Here is a 16,228-nt window from a genome sequence, read left to right on the forward strand (position 1 = left end):
CCAAAACTCATCCTTTTGGAGTAGCCTATTTATTTAAGATAGGTGTGGCTGGTTTTTCTTGATCAGCGCTAAATTTTCATGCAAATATTCCACCGGGGACATGCGCAGCTTCCGATCCTCAAAAAAGTAAGCAATAATATCAAAAGGATACGGTTTCATATCGACAACGACTTGATTCGTCTGTTTACATTTGAACTCAAAAGAATCATTACAAATGATTTTTTCTAATTCCTCTAACGTCTTCACCTCTTTCAAATCGGTCACAATACCCCTCCTCTATTTTGATCTTATATACTATAATTCCTGCAAAAATGTAAAAATCCTCCTTTTATTTTCTGTGAATCATTCCCTTTGGCTATACAACTACTCACTTCTGACACATTTTATATAATAGCAATTTTGGAATAGCGATCGTTTAATCATTTAGATTAAGCTATGTATGTTCAACTTGTTCAATCGACATAAGAATGTTGATTTGGATACGCTGTTGATTTTTCTAACTAGATAGGATGTGATGATGTCGGAAAATCGATTTAGATTTATATAATTTTGAGAGGAACTGTTTGACATGACACGACGTAAAGAACCAGCTTTACTATATTTATCCCAATCTTTTTTATCACATGTATTCTTTTGGACGGTATTTGCTATCAATCTTTTATACTATGTTCAAATTGTAGAGATGAACCCTTTGCAACTGGTATTAGTAGGTACAGTATTAGAACTAACGATTTTTATATGTGAAATTCCGACCGGTCTTATTGCTGACTATAAAGGGAGAAAATTCTCCATTGTTCTTGGTTACTTTTTAATAGGCCTGGGATTCCTTATTGAAGGTTTATTCCCTACATTCACAGCCATTTTGATGGCACAAATCATTTGGGGAATCGGTTATACTTGCATAAGTGGTGCATTACAAGCATGGATCACAGACGAAATTGGATTAAACAAAGTAGATAAGGTATTTATAAATAGTACAACATATGAAAATGCCGGTAACTTATTTGGGATTTTATTGGCGATGGTCATTGGATATATGTCCATCCAAGCTTCTATTCTAATTGGCGCCATTGGATTTTTCCTTTTATCCCTCTACTTATGGACATATATGACTGAAACGAAAAGAATAAAGCAAAAGACCAAAGAATCACTTACTTTTATACATGATATAAAATCCATGTGGTCAAGCGTATTTTCTTCATTCAAAGGTAACATAATCTTACGTTACGTTCTTTTGATTGCTTTTATTGTTGGTATTTATAGCGAAGGGTTTGATCGACTTTGGATTTCACATATCACCAGTACGATTGAAGGAACTTTATCAGAAAAAAATACAATTTTCGTTGTTGGCGGTCTGCAATTTGCTACCTCTGTTGTTACGATTATCGTCTTTCAGTTTTTAAATCCAATATCAGAGAAAATCCATTTTAAAACCCTATATAAAATATTACGATTCGGTTACTTTGTCCTGATTATGGCGTTAATTTGCTTTGCTTTTTCAACAAATTTAATAGGCTTCATTTTCTTTTTCTTAATCATCCAAGTCATTCGAGATGTCACATCTACTTTTGAAAGTATATGGTTTAATCAATTAATTACAGATTCTTCAAAGCGCGCCACCTTCTTTTCCTTTAAAGGGCAAGTAGATGCCATTGGTCAAATTGGCGGGGGCCCAGTATCTGGTTTGATCAGCCAATATTCATCCATAAAAATTGGGTTGGCTGTAAGCGCTGTTCTGCTATCACCTGTGTTATTGATCTATCAAAAATTACTAAAAACGAGAGACTAACTTAGTCTCTCGTTTTTGTTCCGAATCGGAATGTAAATATCCATCGTAACCATCTGATGTTCCCATGGATGACACCTTTCATCATAAAATTCAAAATCATAACTTGTTTCATCAATTTCATACCCGGACATCGGGAACCAATAGTTTAATATATAGTTCCAAGTTCCTTTAACAGAATTCACAAAATCATTCGGTTCAACTGGAGGTGTGCTAAAAACAGCAAAAGTAGAAGCTGGGATTGTGATTCTTTGAAAATCGGCTAATAAAGGTCTATCTACTTGTTCTTCTAACACGCCAAAAAAATAAGTAAATCTGGACCAATCATGTTCATGAGCAACGTTTAAACAAAACTCTCCATGTGTGGAAGGGGAGAACGTATCATAAAGTACTCTCTCAATTTCACCGTCAGTGAGTCCACTATCATACCAGTTAGCGGGGGCATCTTTTGTCGTTTTGATATCTTTCATTTTGATATCATAGGCTTTGCCTACAATTACAAAGGAATCCTTTACGATCATTTTTGGCTGATAGATCATCCCGCCTGTTTGATTTAACTTTAGTTCTTCTAAATGAACGACAGGCGGTTCTGCATTTGGACAATGCATCCGATACGTTGCAGGTGATACGCCAAACACTTTTTTAAACGCTTTAGAAAATCCTGCATACGATTCATACCCATAATTAAAGGCAATATCATGGATCCTTGTCTGTTGGCTCATATCTCGCAAAGCAAATTGCAACTTTCGCTTCGTCACATAGTCCATCGGTGTTTCACCTACAACTTCTTTGAAAATTCTCAAGAAATGAAACGGTGAATAGCCAATATGCTTTGCTAAGTCATGTATAGATATGGCCTCATGAATATGTTCATCTATGTAATCAATCACTTTTTGAAAAGTTACTACGTATTCCATATAATCACCAAGTATCACGTTTTTCTTTTCTTGAAAATAGCAGGATGGTTAATACCATTAGTAAAACGAATCCCGATATGAAAGCCGAAATTATGCCAAAGCTATCTTTTACATAAATAAAGGTGAACACCGGAACAGCTAGCGAGAACAATAGTTTAATTAAAAAAACGTTCTTATTCATGTAATCCCCCTCTATAAATTTTTATTTTCAATTATAAATATTAGCATTGGCAAATAGTAATTAAGAGCCTTGTTTCAACCTCTGAATCTTCTTAAAATTCATGACGATGTATTCACTCCCTCGTAAATTCAATAAACCTTGTTCCTTGAAAAGTCAGCGTGCCGACATCCTCTTCTGCAAGCATTCCATATTGCTTACCTGACACACGAAATTCTGAACGGTCCCCACTTTGGAACTGAAATGTCACAAAATAAGTCGTAGTAGAGTGATTCTGACCATGCCTCGTCACATTTGTTCGTTTCGTCTTCACCATGGCTAGAACCGCTAAGCGAGGGGAGCTCTCGTTATCCTTCCACTCAACGACACTTCTAAATACATTCATAATAATAAAAACGAACACGATCACAAAAACAATTCCTACCAATGTCGGAAGAGCTGTAAAGAGCCAATCTCCGCCTCCATCCACATCATACATAAAACCCACCCCCTTGCTATAATTATACAATTATACGAAGCAAGAAGATAAAAAGTTCCAAATTCTCTCCTCCTAAAAATGTAATATATAAACCTAAATTGATTTTCCGTCATCATCACATCCTATCTAGTTAGAAAAATCAACAGCATATCCAAATTAACATTCTTATGTCGCTAGAATTGAACAAGTTGAATATAAAGGATGTGTTAAAATGGTACACACGGAGGTGAGGGTATGGGTTTCTTTATTGGAATCATTTTATTCATCTTTTTATTTGATTTTGCAAAAATTAGACAACAAAACAAGACCATGATCGAACAAAATGAAAAGATCATTTCTCTTTTGGAAGAGATTAAAAATAAACTTTAACAATAAGACATAAAAATTACCGTCAACTACAGGGTTGACGGTATTGTCTTTTCTTTATCTTTCTGCTCGCAAAAAACAATTTATTTGTTACACGTTACCGTTACAGTTTGGTTCTTATCTAACACTAATTCAAACGTTTGTTCCACATTCCCAGGCTGACACTGGATAAAAAGAGAACTATTTCCACATCTTACAATAAGCGCTTGCTTTGGAGAAAGTGTAAAGGTTGTACTTCTTCCGATACCAGGACCGCATGAGATATCAAGAGATTCTCCGTTGCGAAGAATGATTTGAAAGTTCACTATTTCACTCCTTTCTATGTTGTTACTAAATAATATGCTGTTCGGAGTACTGATGAAATGGACAAACTTTTCAATATAAAAGTGGAATTTTAAAAGAAACGAAGGATCGAAGTTGAAAATAGCTGATTACAAACTCATAACAGGAGAAATTTGAAAGAGGAGAGTAAGTGCACAGGAGGAAGAAGTGTCTTTCATACAATCACTCCTGATTTAAAATCAGGAGTGATTGTATTCTTCTAAACATACATTCTCATTACTTAATTTAATGAGAATTGTTGTCCCCACTTCTCGTTAAAAATTAAATCATCGATTGAACGTCTTTTTTCCCATTTAGCCGTCTCAAGAATAGGCTGATCCGGATATTGATCCGTATAACCAATCGACATTAAAGCGACTGGATCAATATGAGGCGGAATGTGTAAAATATCGCGAATATCGTTTTTCTTATAAAAACTCACCCAACCCATGGCCAGTCCTTCTGCACAGGCGGCAAGCCACATGTTTTGAATGGCGCAAGCAGTGGATAAAACATCAGTCTCGGGAATGGAATTGCGCCCTAACACATGTGAGCCTCCTCTAGTCGGGTCACATGTGACACAAATTGTAAGAGGCGCCTCTTTTAATCCTTCTACTTTCAAACTTAGAAATTTATTTTCCTTCTCTCCTTCATAGTGAACCGCAAGTGCCCTTCTTTCTTTATCGGCTGCCCACGCTAATTGCTCTTTCACGTCTTGAGAAGAAATAATAATAAAATTCCACGGCTGCATAAAACCGACAGATGGGGCATGATGAGCCGCTTCTAATATGTTACGGATCACTTCAGACGGAATCGGCGCAGGTAAAAAACTGCGAATATCCCGGCGTTTATAGATCACTTTATAAATGGCATCCTTTTCTTCTTTCGTAAACATCTTTCTCCCCCCTTTTATTTAAATAGTAGCATAAAATGGGGGATACGGTGGTAAAAACCAATCACTTCATGAATAAGAAAGCTAAAATTTTCTCTGAAGTAGTTGCTGCAGCGGTACTGAATTAGCCTTTAGACTATGCGTACACCATCAAACCGCTTGACAGTTCACCACTTTTACAATGGTACTTGGTGATACACCGTGATCAAGCATGACATCCATTTTCATCATAATTGACTTCTCATTAATCATATAAAAAAAATAGACAAAATCTCCTCGCCGCCATTTTTTCCATTGCTTTTCAGTGACGTTAAATATACTTTGAGAGTTTGATATGGATTGCAAATAATCATCTATTTCTTGAAGAGTGAGTACTTTATTATCTATTTCATTCCATCTGTTTAACAACTCTGAGATCACACACATTGATGCCACCCCTTCGATAGGCTAATTACTCTACATATGAAAGTATCACACTCATCTTTACAAAACCTCAACATTCGCTACCATCAAAAGAAAAAGCCCTAGGAGACTCTAGGACCCAATGTTATAATACGAACCTCACCCGCCTATACATCTGTGTTTCTCCTACCATGTTAAGCTAGTAGTCTTCCCTGTTGACTTATATACTATTTTACTTAAAGTTTTCTGCTTAATATTTATTAATTTATCGTTTTTTCAACTGATTTGCTCGATAGATCATCTCCCAAACTTCTTCTCTTGTAGCTGGCCGACGCGGATCAGTGCCATCGCTTATTCCCTGTTGTATTACCCATTGTTGAGCCGCTCGAAAACGCGGACTAGCAAGATTTTTCGTATCTTCTTGTTTCTTTGGAACTAAGTTCGCTCCTTGTGCAATTCCTTTTGCATAAGCGGTCGCGAGTCCTGATAAAAAAGTGGGATCTTTTAACAATTTTGCTTCTTCAGTATGACTGATAAATAAATTTTCTGCTAAAATAGCGGGCATATCTGTCTCTCTTAACACAGCAAAATCAGCCTCTTTTATTTGCCGATCTTTTATATTATATGAGTTCATAAATGTGATCACTGACTGATGGACAGCCTTTTGAAATTGTACCGTCTTTCCTTGTGTGCCTATATACCGATACGATTCAAAGCCTCTTGAAGCAAGATTACTGCTACTGTTGACGTGAAACGAAATAAAGAAATCTGCTACTGTCTGATTAGCCATTGTTGCCCTAGCCGAAAGCTCGACGAAAATATCAGTCGTACGACTGTAGCTTACTTTACAAATGTAATGTGACAACAAATATTTTCCTGTAAGGGTCGCGAGTGTTAAAGCAACATTTTTTTCTTTCATTCCATTTCCAACCGCTCCAGCATCCTTTCCTCCATGACCGGCGTCTAGCCAAATATGCGCCATCATTCGTCTTCCTTTCTTTTTTCCATTACATTTTTAGAACCGCTATATAAGCCAGAAGCAGAGAGCCCTAACATCAAACCAACAATGATTCCTTGTTTCATACCTTGATTAAGATAAAAAACACCAAATAACAGGCCGAAAAACACCGCAACGATAGGACTATATTTTGTGGGCAATCCCGCTCTTTTAAATACTTCCACTATACCTAATATAAGCGGAATAATCACCACATTGTAGAAATCCATTTAGTTTCACACCTCCTAATATAACTTATTCTTAGCTTGATTAATGGTCGCGGCGTTTTCATTGCTGTTATTTATGTTAAAATAAAAATCTGAGAAATACGTAAAGGACAGGGAGAATACATGAACAAACAAGCATCACAGAAAATACTGATCATTGAATATGTTTCCATAGTTGTCGGCTCTATTTTAGTTGGTTTGTCGTATAATATGTTTCTTTTGCCAGCCAAATTAGCGGCGGGCGGCGTTTCTGGCATTAGTACGATTTTATATGAGGTGTATCATTTTAATCCTGCCTATGTGCAATGGATCATTAACCTCCCATTATTCGTATTAGGTATTCTTTTATTAGGAAAAGATTTTAGTTATAAAACATTAGTAGGAACCTTTTTTGTTCCTTTCACGATTTGGCTTAGCGCTGATATTCCATTTAAAATTGATAACCCATTGCTCGCAGCGATTTACGGCGGGATCATGTTAGGTGTGGGGCTAGGAATTGTGTATCGCGGAAAAGGTTCAACAGGTGGAACCGCCACGCTTGCCCAACTATTGAAAAAATACACTGGTTTATCGAGCGGCTATTCACAGCTCATTGTCGATGGAATGGTTGTAGCCACATCCGCCATTGTTTTTAGTCTGGAACTTGCCTTATATGCGATGATGTCCATTTATGTGACAAGTAAAGTCATTGACTTTGTCCAATTGCAATCCTCTTCATCTAAGCTTGTTCTCATCATTACCGAGCAAGAGGAATTAATTCAATCGATGATTAAAGATGAAGTCGATCGCGGCTTTACCAAAATTCACTCATTCGGAGGCTACTCCAATAAGGAGAAAACATTAATCATGTCCGTGATGGAACAACAAGAAGCGATTTATTTAAAGAAATTATTGCAGGAGCAAGAACCAAGTTCGTTCGTTGTGTTCCTCAATGCATCCGAAATTTTAGGACGGGGATTTTCATTGTCTAAGATGTATGAATCGGGGAATTAACATACTAAACGGATCTCTAACAGGGAGGACAAAAGATGAGACAAACGGACAAAAGAAACGTCCAGCAAGCCTATCGCGAACAGTTAGAGCAAAAGAAAAATAAGAAAAAACATTTGTTGGAAGTCACCTTTGTTGCCGCTGTGATTGTTATCACCATCTTCCTAAACTCCATCTTCAAAGCTTTTTAACATCACTTACTAAAAAAGAAACAGACGTGTCCTGACTAATCTTAGCGGCTCGTCTATTTCTTTACATAATTTACGATAAATAAGTTGAATAATGTCGTTCGAATTCTTGCTTTGTCATTCCATAGCAAATCCCATCAAAGTAGGTGCCTTTCGTAAAAATGATATTTCTTAGCTGTCCTTCTTTCACAAACCCCAATTTTTCATGCAAACAAATTGATGGTTTATTAAAAGAATAAACAGTTGTATTAACCTTTTGATAAGCTAGTTCCGAAAAGTAATGGCCAATCACTAAAAGGATCATTTCCTTTGCATAGCCTTTTCCTCGATAAGGCTTAAACACAGCTAAATAATAATCAAATGTACCATTTTTTCGATCACAATCAAATGTTTCAATCATGCCCACTATGTTATTTTGCTGATCAACGGCGATAAAACGGAATGCATCCTTTTCTTCCAATTGTTCCGCCAACCATTCTTTCATTTGGTCCGCAGAGCGCGGAAAATGTAGTGAATCCATATTTCTTAAAATCTCTTCATCTAACAAATCAAAAATGACTAGATCATCAGGTTGAATAGCCCGAAGTGTAATGTTTTTGCTTGTCCAGTGGGTTATCGTCATAATCATCCTCCTTATTTCTTATAATAAAATAACTTTAATGGGAAATAAATGAAAAATTCGGATTATAAAAAAAGAGACCGCTCAAGACAGTCTCTTTTAATTTCCTATTCTATATTATGAAACTTTTGTTTCTTCTGGTGCAGGAGTCTTACTCTCTTCTTTAGGAGCCTCCACTTTCGGTGCTGTTGCTTGCTCAACAAGTGATTTTAATCGTTTGATCTCATCATTTGCTAGCTTTTGTAGTTCTTTTGATTTTTGCGCTAATGTTTCGTAATCAGCTGCATTTTTTTTATCTTTTTTCTTAGACACCGCGATTTGTTTATCGATCGCGCGTAATTTATTGATTTCTGCTTTTAGCTTTCCAGCATAGCTGTTGTATTTTTTGTTGGCAACTGTTTTTGTTAAATCAGCTTGTGCTTGTCCTTCTTGATTGACACCAAACTCAGTGTTAATCGCTTTTGTGATTTTATTAATAGTTGCTTCAGAAGCTTTTAAGCGCTTTTCAATCACTTTTCCTTGTTGTGATTTAATGGGTGCTTGTTTCTTTTGTTCTTTTTTCTGTTCTACTTGCGGTTTTGTGTTTTCTGGCGCTTTCGCACTCGCCATAGAGACCGATGATGTAACTAGCGTAAACGCCAATAAACTTGCTGCTGTTTTTGAATACCAATTCTTTTTCATTCCCATATCTCCTCCTCTTGGGTAACGGTAGCTGGCTGGCATTGATCGCGATCCTTAGCCCCTCTAGCTTTGTGACATCAGGTTTCCCTGACTGTACCACGGCTTCATCATACAACAATGTTTTTAAAAGAAAAAGTAGTTTTGATCAAATTTTAAAATTTTAATATATGTATAACTACCGTAATAATTGAGGCATGATTCTCCTATTTTTAATTAAAAAAATCACCGTGACCATATATTAAAAACAGGAGAATTTTTTTAAAAATCAACGACTTTCTTCATCGATCTTCTTACTCAAATGATGCAAATAATGAAAAGAATACTTAAAAAAATAAACGCCAGAGCCATGCTGCATACACTGACTTTTTTCCTTGCCTGATAAAAGGCAGGCCTCGTTTCGTACTTTTTACTAATAGGATGCGAAAGAATGACTTGATCCCATACATTGATTATCCAGCCATGAATAAAGAAACTAAATCCAATAAGAATGAGCACTTTAAACAAGACAGGCGGGACAACGACAATCGCTCCAGCTGTCACTGAAACTAGGCGCACATAGCCGCTCAAGTATGTCAAATTACGAATAAGGATTTTCATAAACAGTTCAATCAAACCGTGCTCTTCTGTCCGCTGCTTGAAAATGCGTCTGGACTTGCGGAATAGAAACGGCTTCTTCCGTTTCATCACTTTCGGCTTCTCCATATCGGGAGACAGCTGAAAGATAGAGTTCATCAGTTTCGACCGTAATTCATTTTCCTTTCTGACTTCGTCTTGAAAATAGGCTGTCGCCGTCACTCTTGGCCATAACAGCATAAAAGCAATACTAATCAAAAGAACCCCTACAGCCATCGAATACATCGATTGATAGATGATGGCCGGAAAAATCAATAAATGTCCAAACAGCAGTACGATAAAAACGGCAGCCCGAGATAGCTTTTGCTTCCACCCCGCTTCCCTAAAAAAGAAAAGTGTTTGAATCGCTGTAACGAAAGACGTGCCGCCAATTAACAACAGGAAAAATCCCACATTTTCACTTAGGGTGAACGAAAAATGAAACAATAAAAAAGGCAGTAAAATAAGGGTAATAAATAGACTTTTTAACACCCATTGGCCAAAGGAATAAGCAAACGCCCACTTTTTCATTTGAATAAATTTCACCCGGTGCTTAAACAAAAAAAGAGCGTCGGCTTCTTGAACATATGTACGATAGCTGCCAAACCAGCCAATGACATACGCTAAAACATTTAAGAAAATAAGATTAAATTGATTGCTCCATTCCGGCATGTCAAGCCACCACGAACGGTAAATAACCGTAGCAGCAATCACCGCTGGAACAGCTATATAAAGAAGCACGGTCCAATCAAGAATCGAGCGAATCATTTTATATTGAAACAGGCGATGTCTTTTCACCCGATCCATCAATACTTGCCAGCTACTCACACCGCTCACCTTCAATCAGATGGTGGTAACAATCAAATAAGGAAGCTTGCTGCTGTTTGCTGATTCTTTGCAAATCTTCTAATGTTCCATCCGCTAGCAGATTGCCTGCATTGATCAGCAAAAAGCGGTCACACACTTTTTCCGCTGTGTCCAATACGTGAGTACACATCAAAATTCCCGCGCCTCGTTCTTTCTCTTGCTGTATAAGCGCTAACAATATTTTTGTCGCAATCGGATCTAGCCCAATGAAAGGTTCATCAATGATTAAGAGATCCGGTTTCGTCATAAAAGCTAAGATAATCATCGCTTTTTGCTGCATCCCTTTAGAATACGTGTTTGGCAATTCATGAAGATGCGGGCTCATCTGAAACAACTCTAATAAAGGGTCCACTCGCTCCTTGACCACTTCATCTGTCAAGTGCTCCATCGCTGCAACAAAGTCAATATGCTCCTGCAATGTACATTCATCATAAAACACCGGATACTCCGGCAAATAAGAAAGGTTCATCCCCTCTTCGTTCTCGATCTCCCCTTCAAAAAAGGGTATTAGCCCAAGAATACTTTTAATCGTTGTACTTTTCCCTGCCCCATTTGCCCCAATGAGCCCAACTAATTCTCCTTTCTTAATCGAAAATTGAACATCAGCCACCTTCGTTTCATTCGTTTCATAACCAGCTTGTTGAATATGTATTGACAGTAGTGACATATCCCCTTCTCCCCCTTGCTACGTACTATTCACCCTTATATACGGTAAATTATGAGAAAAGTTTCTATTATTCTTTTTCTGCCTCTTTATTAACATTGATCAAACACAAAAAAAGAGCTTGTTTCGAAAAAGTTCCGACCAAAACAAACTCTGCTCATATTAAAGATCAATTATGTTAGATAAAAAATTGATCTAATTATGAATTAATGATAAAATTATTCATATATTCAAAAAAGGAGTGGTTAACTATGCCAAAGTTTACAGAAGAGGAAAAAGAAAAAATCTATCGTTCCTTGTTAGAGAAAGGTAAATACTTATTTTCTACCCTCGGTTTGAAGAAAACGAGCATTGGTGATTTAACGAAAGCAGTCGGAATTGCTCAAGGCTCTTATTATTTATTTTTCCAATCAAAAGAAGAACTTTATTTCGCGGTGTTAGAACAGGAGGAAGAAGCAATTCGCACATACTTAGTCGAAAAATATTTTTCGAAAGGTACTTTTAGCAAAGAACAATTTCAGGAGTTTTTGCGGGAATCGTTTGCGATTATGGAGGAAAATCCGTTCATTCGGCAGTTGCATCAAGAAGGGCAGCTTGAAACGTTATTTCGCAAGATTCCTGCAGATAAGTTAGAACAACATTTTGCAGATGATGCCGCATTTTTATTGCCAATTATTCAAGAGGCACAAGCAAAAGGTGTGATCGTACAAAAAGAGCCTGAAACGATTGTCAGTCTGATTCGTTCAATTGTGTTGCTGTCGCTACAAAAGGAAAAAATCGGAGCCGATCACTATGAAGAAACCATTCAGTTACTGATTGACCTCGTTGCGAATGGGCTGATGAACAAATGATTCATGTCCAACAACTAAAGTTTACGTACCCAGGGAAAAAGCAGCCCACGATTAAGGACATTGATCTTCAAATTGGAAAGGGAGAAATCTTTGGATTTTTAGGTCCTTCTGGTGCCGGCAAAAGCACAATTCAAAAGATTTTAATTGGTCTTTTGAAAAATTATCAAGGGCAAGTAACCATTTTAGGAGAGGAATTACGGGAGACAAAAAACGATTTCTATGAACAGATTGGTGTCGCTTTTGAATTCCCTAACTTTTATAGTCGATTGACTGCCATTGAAAATTTATCTCTATTCGCTTCCCTATACAGAACAAAGACAGTTAATCCGCTTGAATTATTAAATCAAGTCGGCTTACTACAAGATACCCACACGAAAGTAAGCGATTTCTCGAAAGGCATGAAAATGCGATTAAATTTATGCCGTGCTTTACTGAATCAGCCAGACATTTTATTTCTCGATGAACCGACGTCTGGTCTTGATCCGGTTAATGCCAAAATGGTGAAAGAGTTGCTCTTCCAATGGAAGAAGGATGGAAAAACGATAATTTTAACGACACACAATATGGGTGCCGCTGAGGAGCTATGTGATCGAATCGCCTTTATTGCAGATGGGCAAATTCGACTTATTGACTCGCCACAATCATTGAAAATACGCTATGGAAAAAAACTGCTTCGCGTTGGATATAAAGAGAATAATGAACCAAGAACAAGTGAGTTTCCGATGCATAATCTCGATCAGAATCAACCGTTTTTACATCTGTTGAAGGGAAATACGATCGAAACGATGCATACAATTGAACCATCTCTAGAGGAGATTTTCATTCAAGTCATGGGGAGGAAGTTAACATGAGGCTCGCTTCTGCTTTATTTTATGATATAAAACTGCAATTTCGTCACGGGCTATACTTTGTTTATTTGCTCATTAGTCATGTTTATCTGTTACTCTTATTCCAAATACCTTCCTCTTATCGGGAAACAGCCAATGTGTTACTGACTTTCTCTGACCCTAGTATGCTCGGCTTTTTCTTTATTGGTGGGCTTGTACTATTAGAAAAAGGACAACACATTCATGATCCGTTATTTGTCACTCCTTATAAACCAGAGGAATATCTTCTTTCAAAAACGTTATCGCTTATGCTGTTGTCGGTCACTTCCTCTTTGTATATTCACATAATGACTTTTGGGTTTGAGCGCTCGTTGTTTTTATTTACAATCGGTGTCATGCTTACATCCATGATCTTTACTTTGATTGGATTAGCGGTCGCTGTACGTTGTGAAACGGTGAATGAGTTTTTCCTACAATCCGTTATTTACACAACTATATTTTGTTTGCCGCTTCTTTCTTATACCGGAATATGGGATTCTAACTGGATGATGTGGCTGCCTACCCATGCCTCCCTTCTATTATTACATTCGGTCTTTGAACCGATTAGCATTTCTGACATTTTATACTGTATCATCACCTTACTCGGGTGGGCTACCTTCTCATTTTGGCTTGCCCAACGGTCTTTTTATCAATCTATTATTCTAAAAATCGGAAGGGAGCGGACATGGTGAGCGCTATTAAATCGTTAATGCGAATGGATGCTAAGCAAATGTACCGAGACCCGATGTTTATGCTGATTTTCTTCGCCCCCTGCTTACTTATTGTATTTACTAGATTCGGTGTGCCTTTCCTCAATGAAGTATTAGAGCGGCAGTTCAATTGGGAATTGACTAATTTCCACCCATTAATTATGAGCTTTACCATGATACTTATTCCATTAATGACAGGAGTGATTACAGGATTTATGATGTTGGATGAGCGGGATGAATCGATTATTTCTTATTTTGCTGTCACTCCGCTCACGAAAACGGGCTATTTTCAATACCGCTTAGCCATTCCGGTTACTTTAACGATCCTATTCAGTACATATTGGTTTCTCTTTTCATCACTTGACTCACCAAGCATCACCATGATGTTGTTTCTCATTCCGATGCTCGCTTTAGAAGCGGCAATCATCGCTTTATTTCAAGCTGCTTTTGCTGCGAATAAAATTGAAGGCCTAGCTTTATCCAAAGGAATCGGTCTCATCGTGTTTGCTCCCTTGATCGCCTATTTTTTAAAACAAATATGGCAAATAACCGGAAGTTTAATCCCTACCTTCTGGCCAGCAAAGCTATACTTACTAGGAGCCAATCATTTTCCGACATTTCTTCTGCTTTGGCTCATTGGCATGATGTATCATGGACTCCTTTTTCGATTGCTGATGAAGAAATTTTTAAATCAAGTGGAGTAAATAAGAGAAGGTAGAAAGGAATGACCTCAACTGAGCAGCGCAATTGTATATTTCGTGATTTTAATACCATTTCTCATATTTGCGATCGTTTTATCAAAAGGCAAAGGAGCCTTCTTAATCGCAGGATATAACACCATGTCACAAAGTGAAAAAGAAAAATATAACGAAGCGGAACTTTGCAAATTTATGAGCAAAATTATGTATGGCATTTGTGTTAGTCTATTACTATGGGCATTAAGCGAAATACTAGATTACCAAATTTTGTTTGGCCTTGGCCTGATTTTATTTGTCTGTCTTATCGTGTTTGCCTTAGTCTACTTCAATACGGGGAATCGATTTAAAAAATAGGTTTCTCCATTTAAGCAGAATAAAAAGGGCAGATTAGTACAACAAGGAGTCAACCTATTCCTGGGACTTACTCCTTTTTATTGTACTAACCTGCTTTGTTCGTTTCAGTACACTTTCATCATTTAACCAAATATTATCAAGCTTTGTTTCGTGTTACTGAATATGTTTTCGATTCAATTTATTTGCTGTTCTGTATGCATCGAAAATACCAAAAATCCATACAATTGGGTAAATCAAGTACCCGATGAACACTGCCATAAGTGCAGCATTCAGTGCTTGCCAAACCATCAGCAAAATACCTTTTACAATCTGTCCATTATAAATCTGCCCTAGTCCAGACCAAAAGAAACTAAGTACAGCAGCAACTCCCGGATTTTTTTGTACATATGGAACGTTTTCTTTCATCCTCATCTTCCCCCTTCTTTTTCAAAAACCTAGAAAGTGACTATCTTAACTTTTTAGGTGAAGCTCGGAATGACTTATCTACCATCCTATCCATTTCAGGACAGAAATTTTGCATTAAAGCTATTAAATAAGATGATCTCCGTTCACCATAAAAAGCATAGACTGATCTTTACTACTATTGACATTATAAGCATACGGAATCTCTAACTCACCAAATAAAGTCTGATTTTGACAATTATTCCATACTTACAGACTCTATTTCCCCTCATTATAACTGCTTATTCAGTAATACTATCAATTTCTTTTGTGCTCGTTCATTTTTCATCATTCTTTTTACACGAATTGAACTTTGCAAATAATGTCTAACTTTCCTATTTACAAAAAACAAGCGATGGTAACGCTCATCATTATAAATATTCTCAAACCAATCATATTGCCTTAACCGTTCAATATTATGATCAATTTTTTTAGTATCCAAAACATCACTACTAACATATATTCCTGCGAATAAAAAACTACCGATCAACTCTAAAATTACTTTCATCATTGTTTTTATGGCTCCTCTAAATAAGGATTAACCCCTTGCTTTGAATTTTATTAAGGTATCTGCTGCGCTTATGTTTCTTCTCTAAACAACACCTAGACAACCATCTGTTCCGCTTCTAAAAAGGCGCACTCTTATTTAAGAAGTACGCCCGATTACAGAAATGAGAGAAAAACGTATGCACTGGTTCCTAATTACAAATGCAATAATTTAATTACCAAACACCGAAATCAACAAACTGATTGCAAGGAGGCCATATGCAATCTGTATGATTATGTACATTGTGAATTCAAAGGCTGAAAGTTTTCTTTGCTTTTTAGTTTTTTCCAAATGTCGCAAATAGAAAGTGGCACTAAAAATAAGTAATACACTAGCTATTGCGCGTAAAATTTCTGCAAGAACGACCAAGTATACGAACTCCTTTCTCCGGCACACCATTGTTCAATACGGAATTACGGAAGGTGCCATCCTGCCGAATCATCTGATTGCTTAATACGCCTTCCCACACTCCACCTATTTTTCTATCGCTTTTTGTGACCTAACATTGCGTTCATCAGTTTTAAATTGAATTCAGATAAATTTCAAGGTTTTAAAGCAGTATTTTAATAACAAGTA

At 36.9% G+C, this 16,228-nt stretch carries 24 protein-coding genes and 1 riboswitch; of the genes, 9 read left to right on the forward strand and 15 right to left on the reverse strand.

The features are described from left to right. Positions 1–33: 33 nt before the first annotated feature. Positions 34–264, reverse strand: coding sequence for a hypothetical protein (locus IRB43_RS11925; protein WP_203363709.1), 231 nt, complete (start codon positions 262–264; stop codon positions 34–36). 304 nt (positions 265–568) lie between these two features. Between IRB43_RS11925 and IRB43_RS11930 the strand changes: the two genes are divergently transcribed. Beyond that, on the forward strand, positions 569–1,789 hold the full coding sequence (locus IRB43_RS11930; protein ID WP_203363710.1) for an MFS transporter: 1,221 nt from the start codon (positions 569–571) through the stop codon (positions 1,787–1,789). Here IRB43_RS11930 and IRB43_RS11935 read toward each other — a convergent pair. The 3 genes from IRB43_RS11935 to IRB43_RS11945 all read right to left on the reverse strand — a co-directional run bounded on the left by IRB43_RS11935 (position 1,786) and on the right by IRB43_RS11945 (position 3,359). After that, positions 1,786–2,703, reverse strand: coding sequence for an AraC family transcriptional regulator (locus IRB43_RS11935; protein WP_203363711.1), 918 nt, complete (start codon positions 2,701–2,703; stop codon positions 1,786–1,788). The two genes, IRB43_RS11930 and IRB43_RS11935, sit on opposite strands and share 4 nt — an antisense overlap. A gap of 4 nt (positions 2,704–2,707) precedes the next feature. Further along, a complete protein-coding gene (locus IRB43_RS11940; RefSeq protein WP_203363712.1) occupies positions 2,708–2,884 on the reverse strand; it encodes a hypothetical protein in 177 nt (58 codons plus the stop codon). 112 nt (positions 2,885–2,996) lie between these two features. Next, entirely contained in the window at positions 2,997–3,359 is a 363-nt protein-coding gene (locus tag IRB43_RS11945; RefSeq protein WP_203363713.1) for a DUF2500 domain-containing protein, read from the reverse strand. 234 nt (positions 3,360–3,593) lie between these two features. Here IRB43_RS11945 and IRB43_RS18005 point away from each other — a divergent pair, with 234 nt between their 5' ends. Beyond that, positions 3,594–3,728, forward strand: coding sequence for a hypothetical protein (locus IRB43_RS18005; protein WP_275296774.1), 135 nt, complete (start codon positions 3,594–3,596; stop codon positions 3,726–3,728). Positions 3,729–3,808: 80 nt separating this feature from the next. On the opposite strand, the gene IRB43_RS11950 is transcribed toward IRB43_RS18005, so the two are convergent. From IRB43_RS11950 to IRB43_RS11970, 5 genes are all read right to left on the reverse strand, one after another. Continuing rightward, on the reverse strand, positions 3,809–4,030 hold the full coding sequence (locus IRB43_RS11950) for a hypothetical protein (protein WP_203363714.1): 222 nt from the start codon (positions 4,028–4,030) through the stop codon (positions 3,809–3,811). 257 nt (positions 4,031–4,287) lie between these two features. Then, complete coding sequence (gene bluB / locus IRB43_RS11955) at positions 4,288–4,941, reverse strand: 5,6-dimethylbenzimidazole synthase (RefSeq protein ID WP_203363715.1); 654 nt, start codon at positions 4,939–4,941, stop codon at positions 4,288–4,290. A 147-nt stretch (positions 4,942–5,088) separates the two neighbouring features. Next, positions 5,089–5,364: a hypothetical protein gene (locus IRB43_RS11960; protein WP_203363716.1), complete on the reverse strand. Its 276-nt coding sequence runs from the start codon at positions 5,362–5,364 to the stop codon at positions 5,089–5,091. 241 nt (positions 5,365–5,605) lie between these two features. Further along, the gene (locus IRB43_RS11965) at positions 5,606–6,322 is read right to left on the reverse strand and encodes an N-acetylmuramoyl-L-alanine amidase (RefSeq protein WP_203363717.1); all 717 of its coding nucleotides are present in this window, start codon (positions 6,320–6,322) and stop codon (positions 5,606–5,608) included. Continuing rightward, on the reverse strand, positions 6,322–6,567 hold the full coding sequence (locus IRB43_RS11970; RefSeq protein ID WP_203363718.1) for a hypothetical protein: 246 nt from the start codon (positions 6,565–6,567) through the stop codon (positions 6,322–6,324). The genes IRB43_RS11965 and IRB43_RS11970 overlap by 1 nt, the downstream gene beginning before the upstream one ends. 120 nt (positions 6,568–6,687) lie before the next feature. Between IRB43_RS11970 and IRB43_RS11975 the strand changes: the two genes are divergently transcribed. Both IRB43_RS11975 and IRB43_RS11980 read left to right on the forward strand, forming a co-directional pair. Then, complete coding sequence (locus tag IRB43_RS11975) at positions 6,688–7,557, forward strand: YitT family protein (RefSeq protein WP_203363719.1); 870 nt, start codon at positions 6,688–6,690, stop codon at positions 7,555–7,557. Between the two features lie 35 nt (positions 7,558–7,592). Beyond that, entirely contained in the window at positions 7,593–7,745 is a 153-nt protein-coding gene (locus IRB43_RS11980; RefSeq protein ID WP_203363720.1) for a hypothetical protein, read from the forward strand. 70 nt (positions 7,746–7,815) lie between these two features. On the opposite strand, the gene IRB43_RS11985 is transcribed toward IRB43_RS11980, so the two are convergent. The 4 genes from IRB43_RS11985 to IRB43_RS12000 form a co-directional block, all read right to left on the reverse strand. Continuing rightward, a complete protein-coding gene (locus tag IRB43_RS11985) occupies positions 7,816–8,364 on the reverse strand; it encodes a GNAT family N-acetyltransferase (protein ID WP_203363721.1) in 549 nt (182 codons plus the stop codon). A 114-nt stretch (positions 8,365–8,478) separates the two neighbouring features. Further along, positions 8,479–9,042 (reverse strand): hypothetical protein, encoded by a 564-nt coding sequence (locus IRB43_RS11990; RefSeq protein WP_203363722.1) that lies wholly within the window; start codon positions 9,040–9,042, stop codon positions 8,479–8,481. A 23-nt stretch (positions 9,043–9,065) separates the two neighbouring features. After that, positions 9,066–9,150, reverse strand: a riboswitch (cyclic di-GMP riboswitch). Between the two features lie 186 nt (positions 9,151–9,336). Then, positions 9,337–10,482, reverse strand: coding sequence for an ABC transporter permease (locus IRB43_RS11995; protein WP_203363723.1), 1,146 nt, complete (start codon positions 10,480–10,482; stop codon positions 9,337–9,339). After that, complete coding sequence (locus tag IRB43_RS12000; protein WP_203363724.1) at positions 10,475–11,188, reverse strand: ABC transporter ATP-binding protein; 714 nt, start codon at positions 11,186–11,188, stop codon at positions 10,475–10,477. Before IRB43_RS12000 ends, IRB43_RS11995 begins: the two co-directional genes overlap by 8 nt. Positions 11,189–11,436: 248 nt before the next feature. On the opposite strand from IRB43_RS12000, the gene IRB43_RS12005 reads away from it, so the two are divergent. The 5 genes from IRB43_RS12005 to IRB43_RS12025 are packed head-to-tail and all read left to right on the forward strand — an operon-like array spanning position 11,437 to position 14,664. Next, positions 11,437–12,036, forward strand: coding sequence for a TetR/AcrR family transcriptional regulator (locus tag IRB43_RS12005; RefSeq protein ID WP_203363725.1), 600 nt, complete (start codon positions 11,437–11,439; stop codon positions 12,034–12,036). Next, positions 12,033–12,887 carry an ABC transporter ATP-binding protein gene (locus tag IRB43_RS12010; protein ID WP_203363726.1) on the forward strand — a complete coding sequence of 285 codons (855 nt, stop codon included), beginning with the start codon at positions 12,033–12,035 and terminating at the stop codon, positions 12,885–12,887. The genes IRB43_RS12005 and IRB43_RS12010 overlap by 4 nt, the downstream gene beginning before the upstream one ends. Beyond that, positions 12,884–13,594: a fluoroquinolone export ABC transporter permease subunit gene (locus IRB43_RS12015; protein ID WP_203363727.1), complete on the forward strand. Its 711-nt coding sequence runs from the start codon at positions 12,884–12,886 to the stop codon at positions 13,592–13,594. The genes IRB43_RS12010 and IRB43_RS12015 overlap by 4 nt, the downstream gene beginning before the upstream one ends. Further along, complete coding sequence (locus tag IRB43_RS12020) at positions 13,591–14,316, forward strand: hypothetical protein (protein ID WP_203363728.1); 726 nt, start codon at positions 13,591–13,593, stop codon at positions 14,314–14,316. The genes IRB43_RS12015 and IRB43_RS12020 overlap by 4 nt, the downstream gene beginning before the upstream one ends. 54 nt (positions 14,317–14,370) lie before the next feature. Then, entirely contained in the window at positions 14,371–14,664 is a 294-nt protein-coding gene (locus IRB43_RS12025) for a DUF3784 domain-containing protein (protein WP_343070869.1), read from the forward strand. Between the two features lie 153 nt (positions 14,665–14,817). On the opposite strand, the gene IRB43_RS12030 is transcribed toward IRB43_RS12025, so the two are convergent. Together IRB43_RS12030 and IRB43_RS12035 are read right to left on the reverse strand one after the other, a co-directional pair. Further along, entirely contained in the window at positions 14,818–15,069 is a 252-nt protein-coding gene (locus tag IRB43_RS12030) for a hypothetical protein (protein ID WP_203363729.1), read from the reverse strand. Positions 15,070–15,337: 268 nt separating this feature from the next. Further along, complete coding sequence (locus tag IRB43_RS12035) at positions 15,338–15,616, reverse strand: hypothetical protein (RefSeq protein WP_238941981.1); 279 nt, start codon at positions 15,614–15,616, stop codon at positions 15,338–15,340. Between the last annotated feature and the right edge of the window lie 612 nt (positions 15,617–16,228).

It is taken from the genome of Bacillus sp. REN10 (assembly GCF_016820555.1).
Taxonomy (GTDB): domain Bacteria; phylum Bacillota; class Bacilli; order Bacillales; family Domibacillaceae; genus Bacillus_CE.

Bases quoted from the DNA above. Each gene is read 5' to 3' on its own strand.
- IRB43_RS11990 (WP_203363722.1), bottom strand. From the start codon at position 9,042: ATGAAAAAGAATTGGTATTCAAAAACAGCAGCAAGTTTATTGGCGTTT.
- IRB43_RS11930 (WP_203363710.1), top strand. From the start codon at position 569: ATGACACGACGTAAAGAACCAGCTTTACTATATTTATCCCAATCTTTT.
- IRB43_RS11965 (WP_203363717.1), bottom strand. From the start codon at position 6,322: ATGGCGCATATTTGGCTAGACGCCGGTCATGGAGGAAAGGATGCTGGA.
- IRB43_RS18005 (WP_275296774.1), top strand. From the start codon at position 3,594: ATGGGTTTCTTTATTGGAATCATTTTATTCATCTTTTTATTTGATTTT.
- IRB43_RS12030 (WP_203363729.1), bottom strand. From the start codon at position 15,069: ATGAAAGAAAACGTTCCATATGTACAAAAAAATCCGGGAGTTGCTGCT.
- IRB43_RS11945 (WP_203363713.1), bottom strand. From the start codon at position 3,359: ATGTATGATGTGGATGGAGGCGGAGATTGGCTCTTTACAGCTCTTCCG.
- IRB43_RS11940 (WP_203363712.1), bottom strand. From the start codon at position 2,884: ATGAATAAGAACGTTTTTTTAATTAAACTATTGTTCTCGCTAGCTGTT.
- IRB43_RS11935 (WP_203363711.1), bottom strand. From the start codon at position 2,703: ATGGAATACGTAGTAACTTTTCAAAAAGTGATTGATTACATAGATGAA.
- IRB43_RS12015 (WP_203363727.1), top strand. From the start codon at position 12,884: ATGAGGCTCGCTTCTGCTTTATTTTATGATATAAAACTGCAATTTCGT.
- IRB43_RS11970 (WP_203363718.1), bottom strand. From the start codon at position 6,567: ATGGATTTCTACAATGTGGTGATTATTCCGCTTATATTAGGTATAGTG.
- IRB43_RS12005 (WP_203363725.1), top strand. From the start codon at position 11,437: ATGCCAAAGTTTACAGAAGAGGAAAAAGAAAAAATCTATCGTTCCTTG.
- IRB43_RS11960 (WP_203363716.1), bottom strand. From the start codon at position 5,364: ATGTGTGTGATCTCAGAGTTGTTAAACAGATGGAATGAAATAGATAAT.
- bluB (WP_203363715.1), bottom strand. From the start codon at position 4,941: ATGTTTACGAAAGAAGAAAAGGATGCCATTTATAAAGTGATCTATAAA.
- IRB43_RS12035 (WP_238941981.1), bottom strand. From the start codon at position 15,616: ATGATGAAAGTAATTTTAGAGTTGATCGGTAGTTTTTTATTCGCAGGA.
- IRB43_RS11980 (WP_203363720.1), top strand. From the start codon at position 7,593: ATGAGACAAACGGACAAAAGAAACGTCCAGCAAGCCTATCGCGAACAG.
- IRB43_RS12000 (WP_203363724.1), bottom strand. From the start codon at position 11,188: ATGTCACTACTGTCAATACATATTCAACAAGCTGGTTATGAAACGAAT.
- IRB43_RS11985 (WP_203363721.1), bottom strand. From the start codon at position 8,364: ATGACGATAACCCACTGGACAAGCAAAAACATTACACTTCGGGCTATT.
- IRB43_RS11975 (WP_203363719.1), top strand. From the start codon at position 6,688: ATGAACAAACAAGCATCACAGAAAATACTGATCATTGAATATGTTTCC.
- IRB43_RS12010 (WP_203363726.1), top strand. From the start codon at position 12,033: ATGATTCATGTCCAACAACTAAAGTTTACGTACCCAGGGAAAAAGCAG.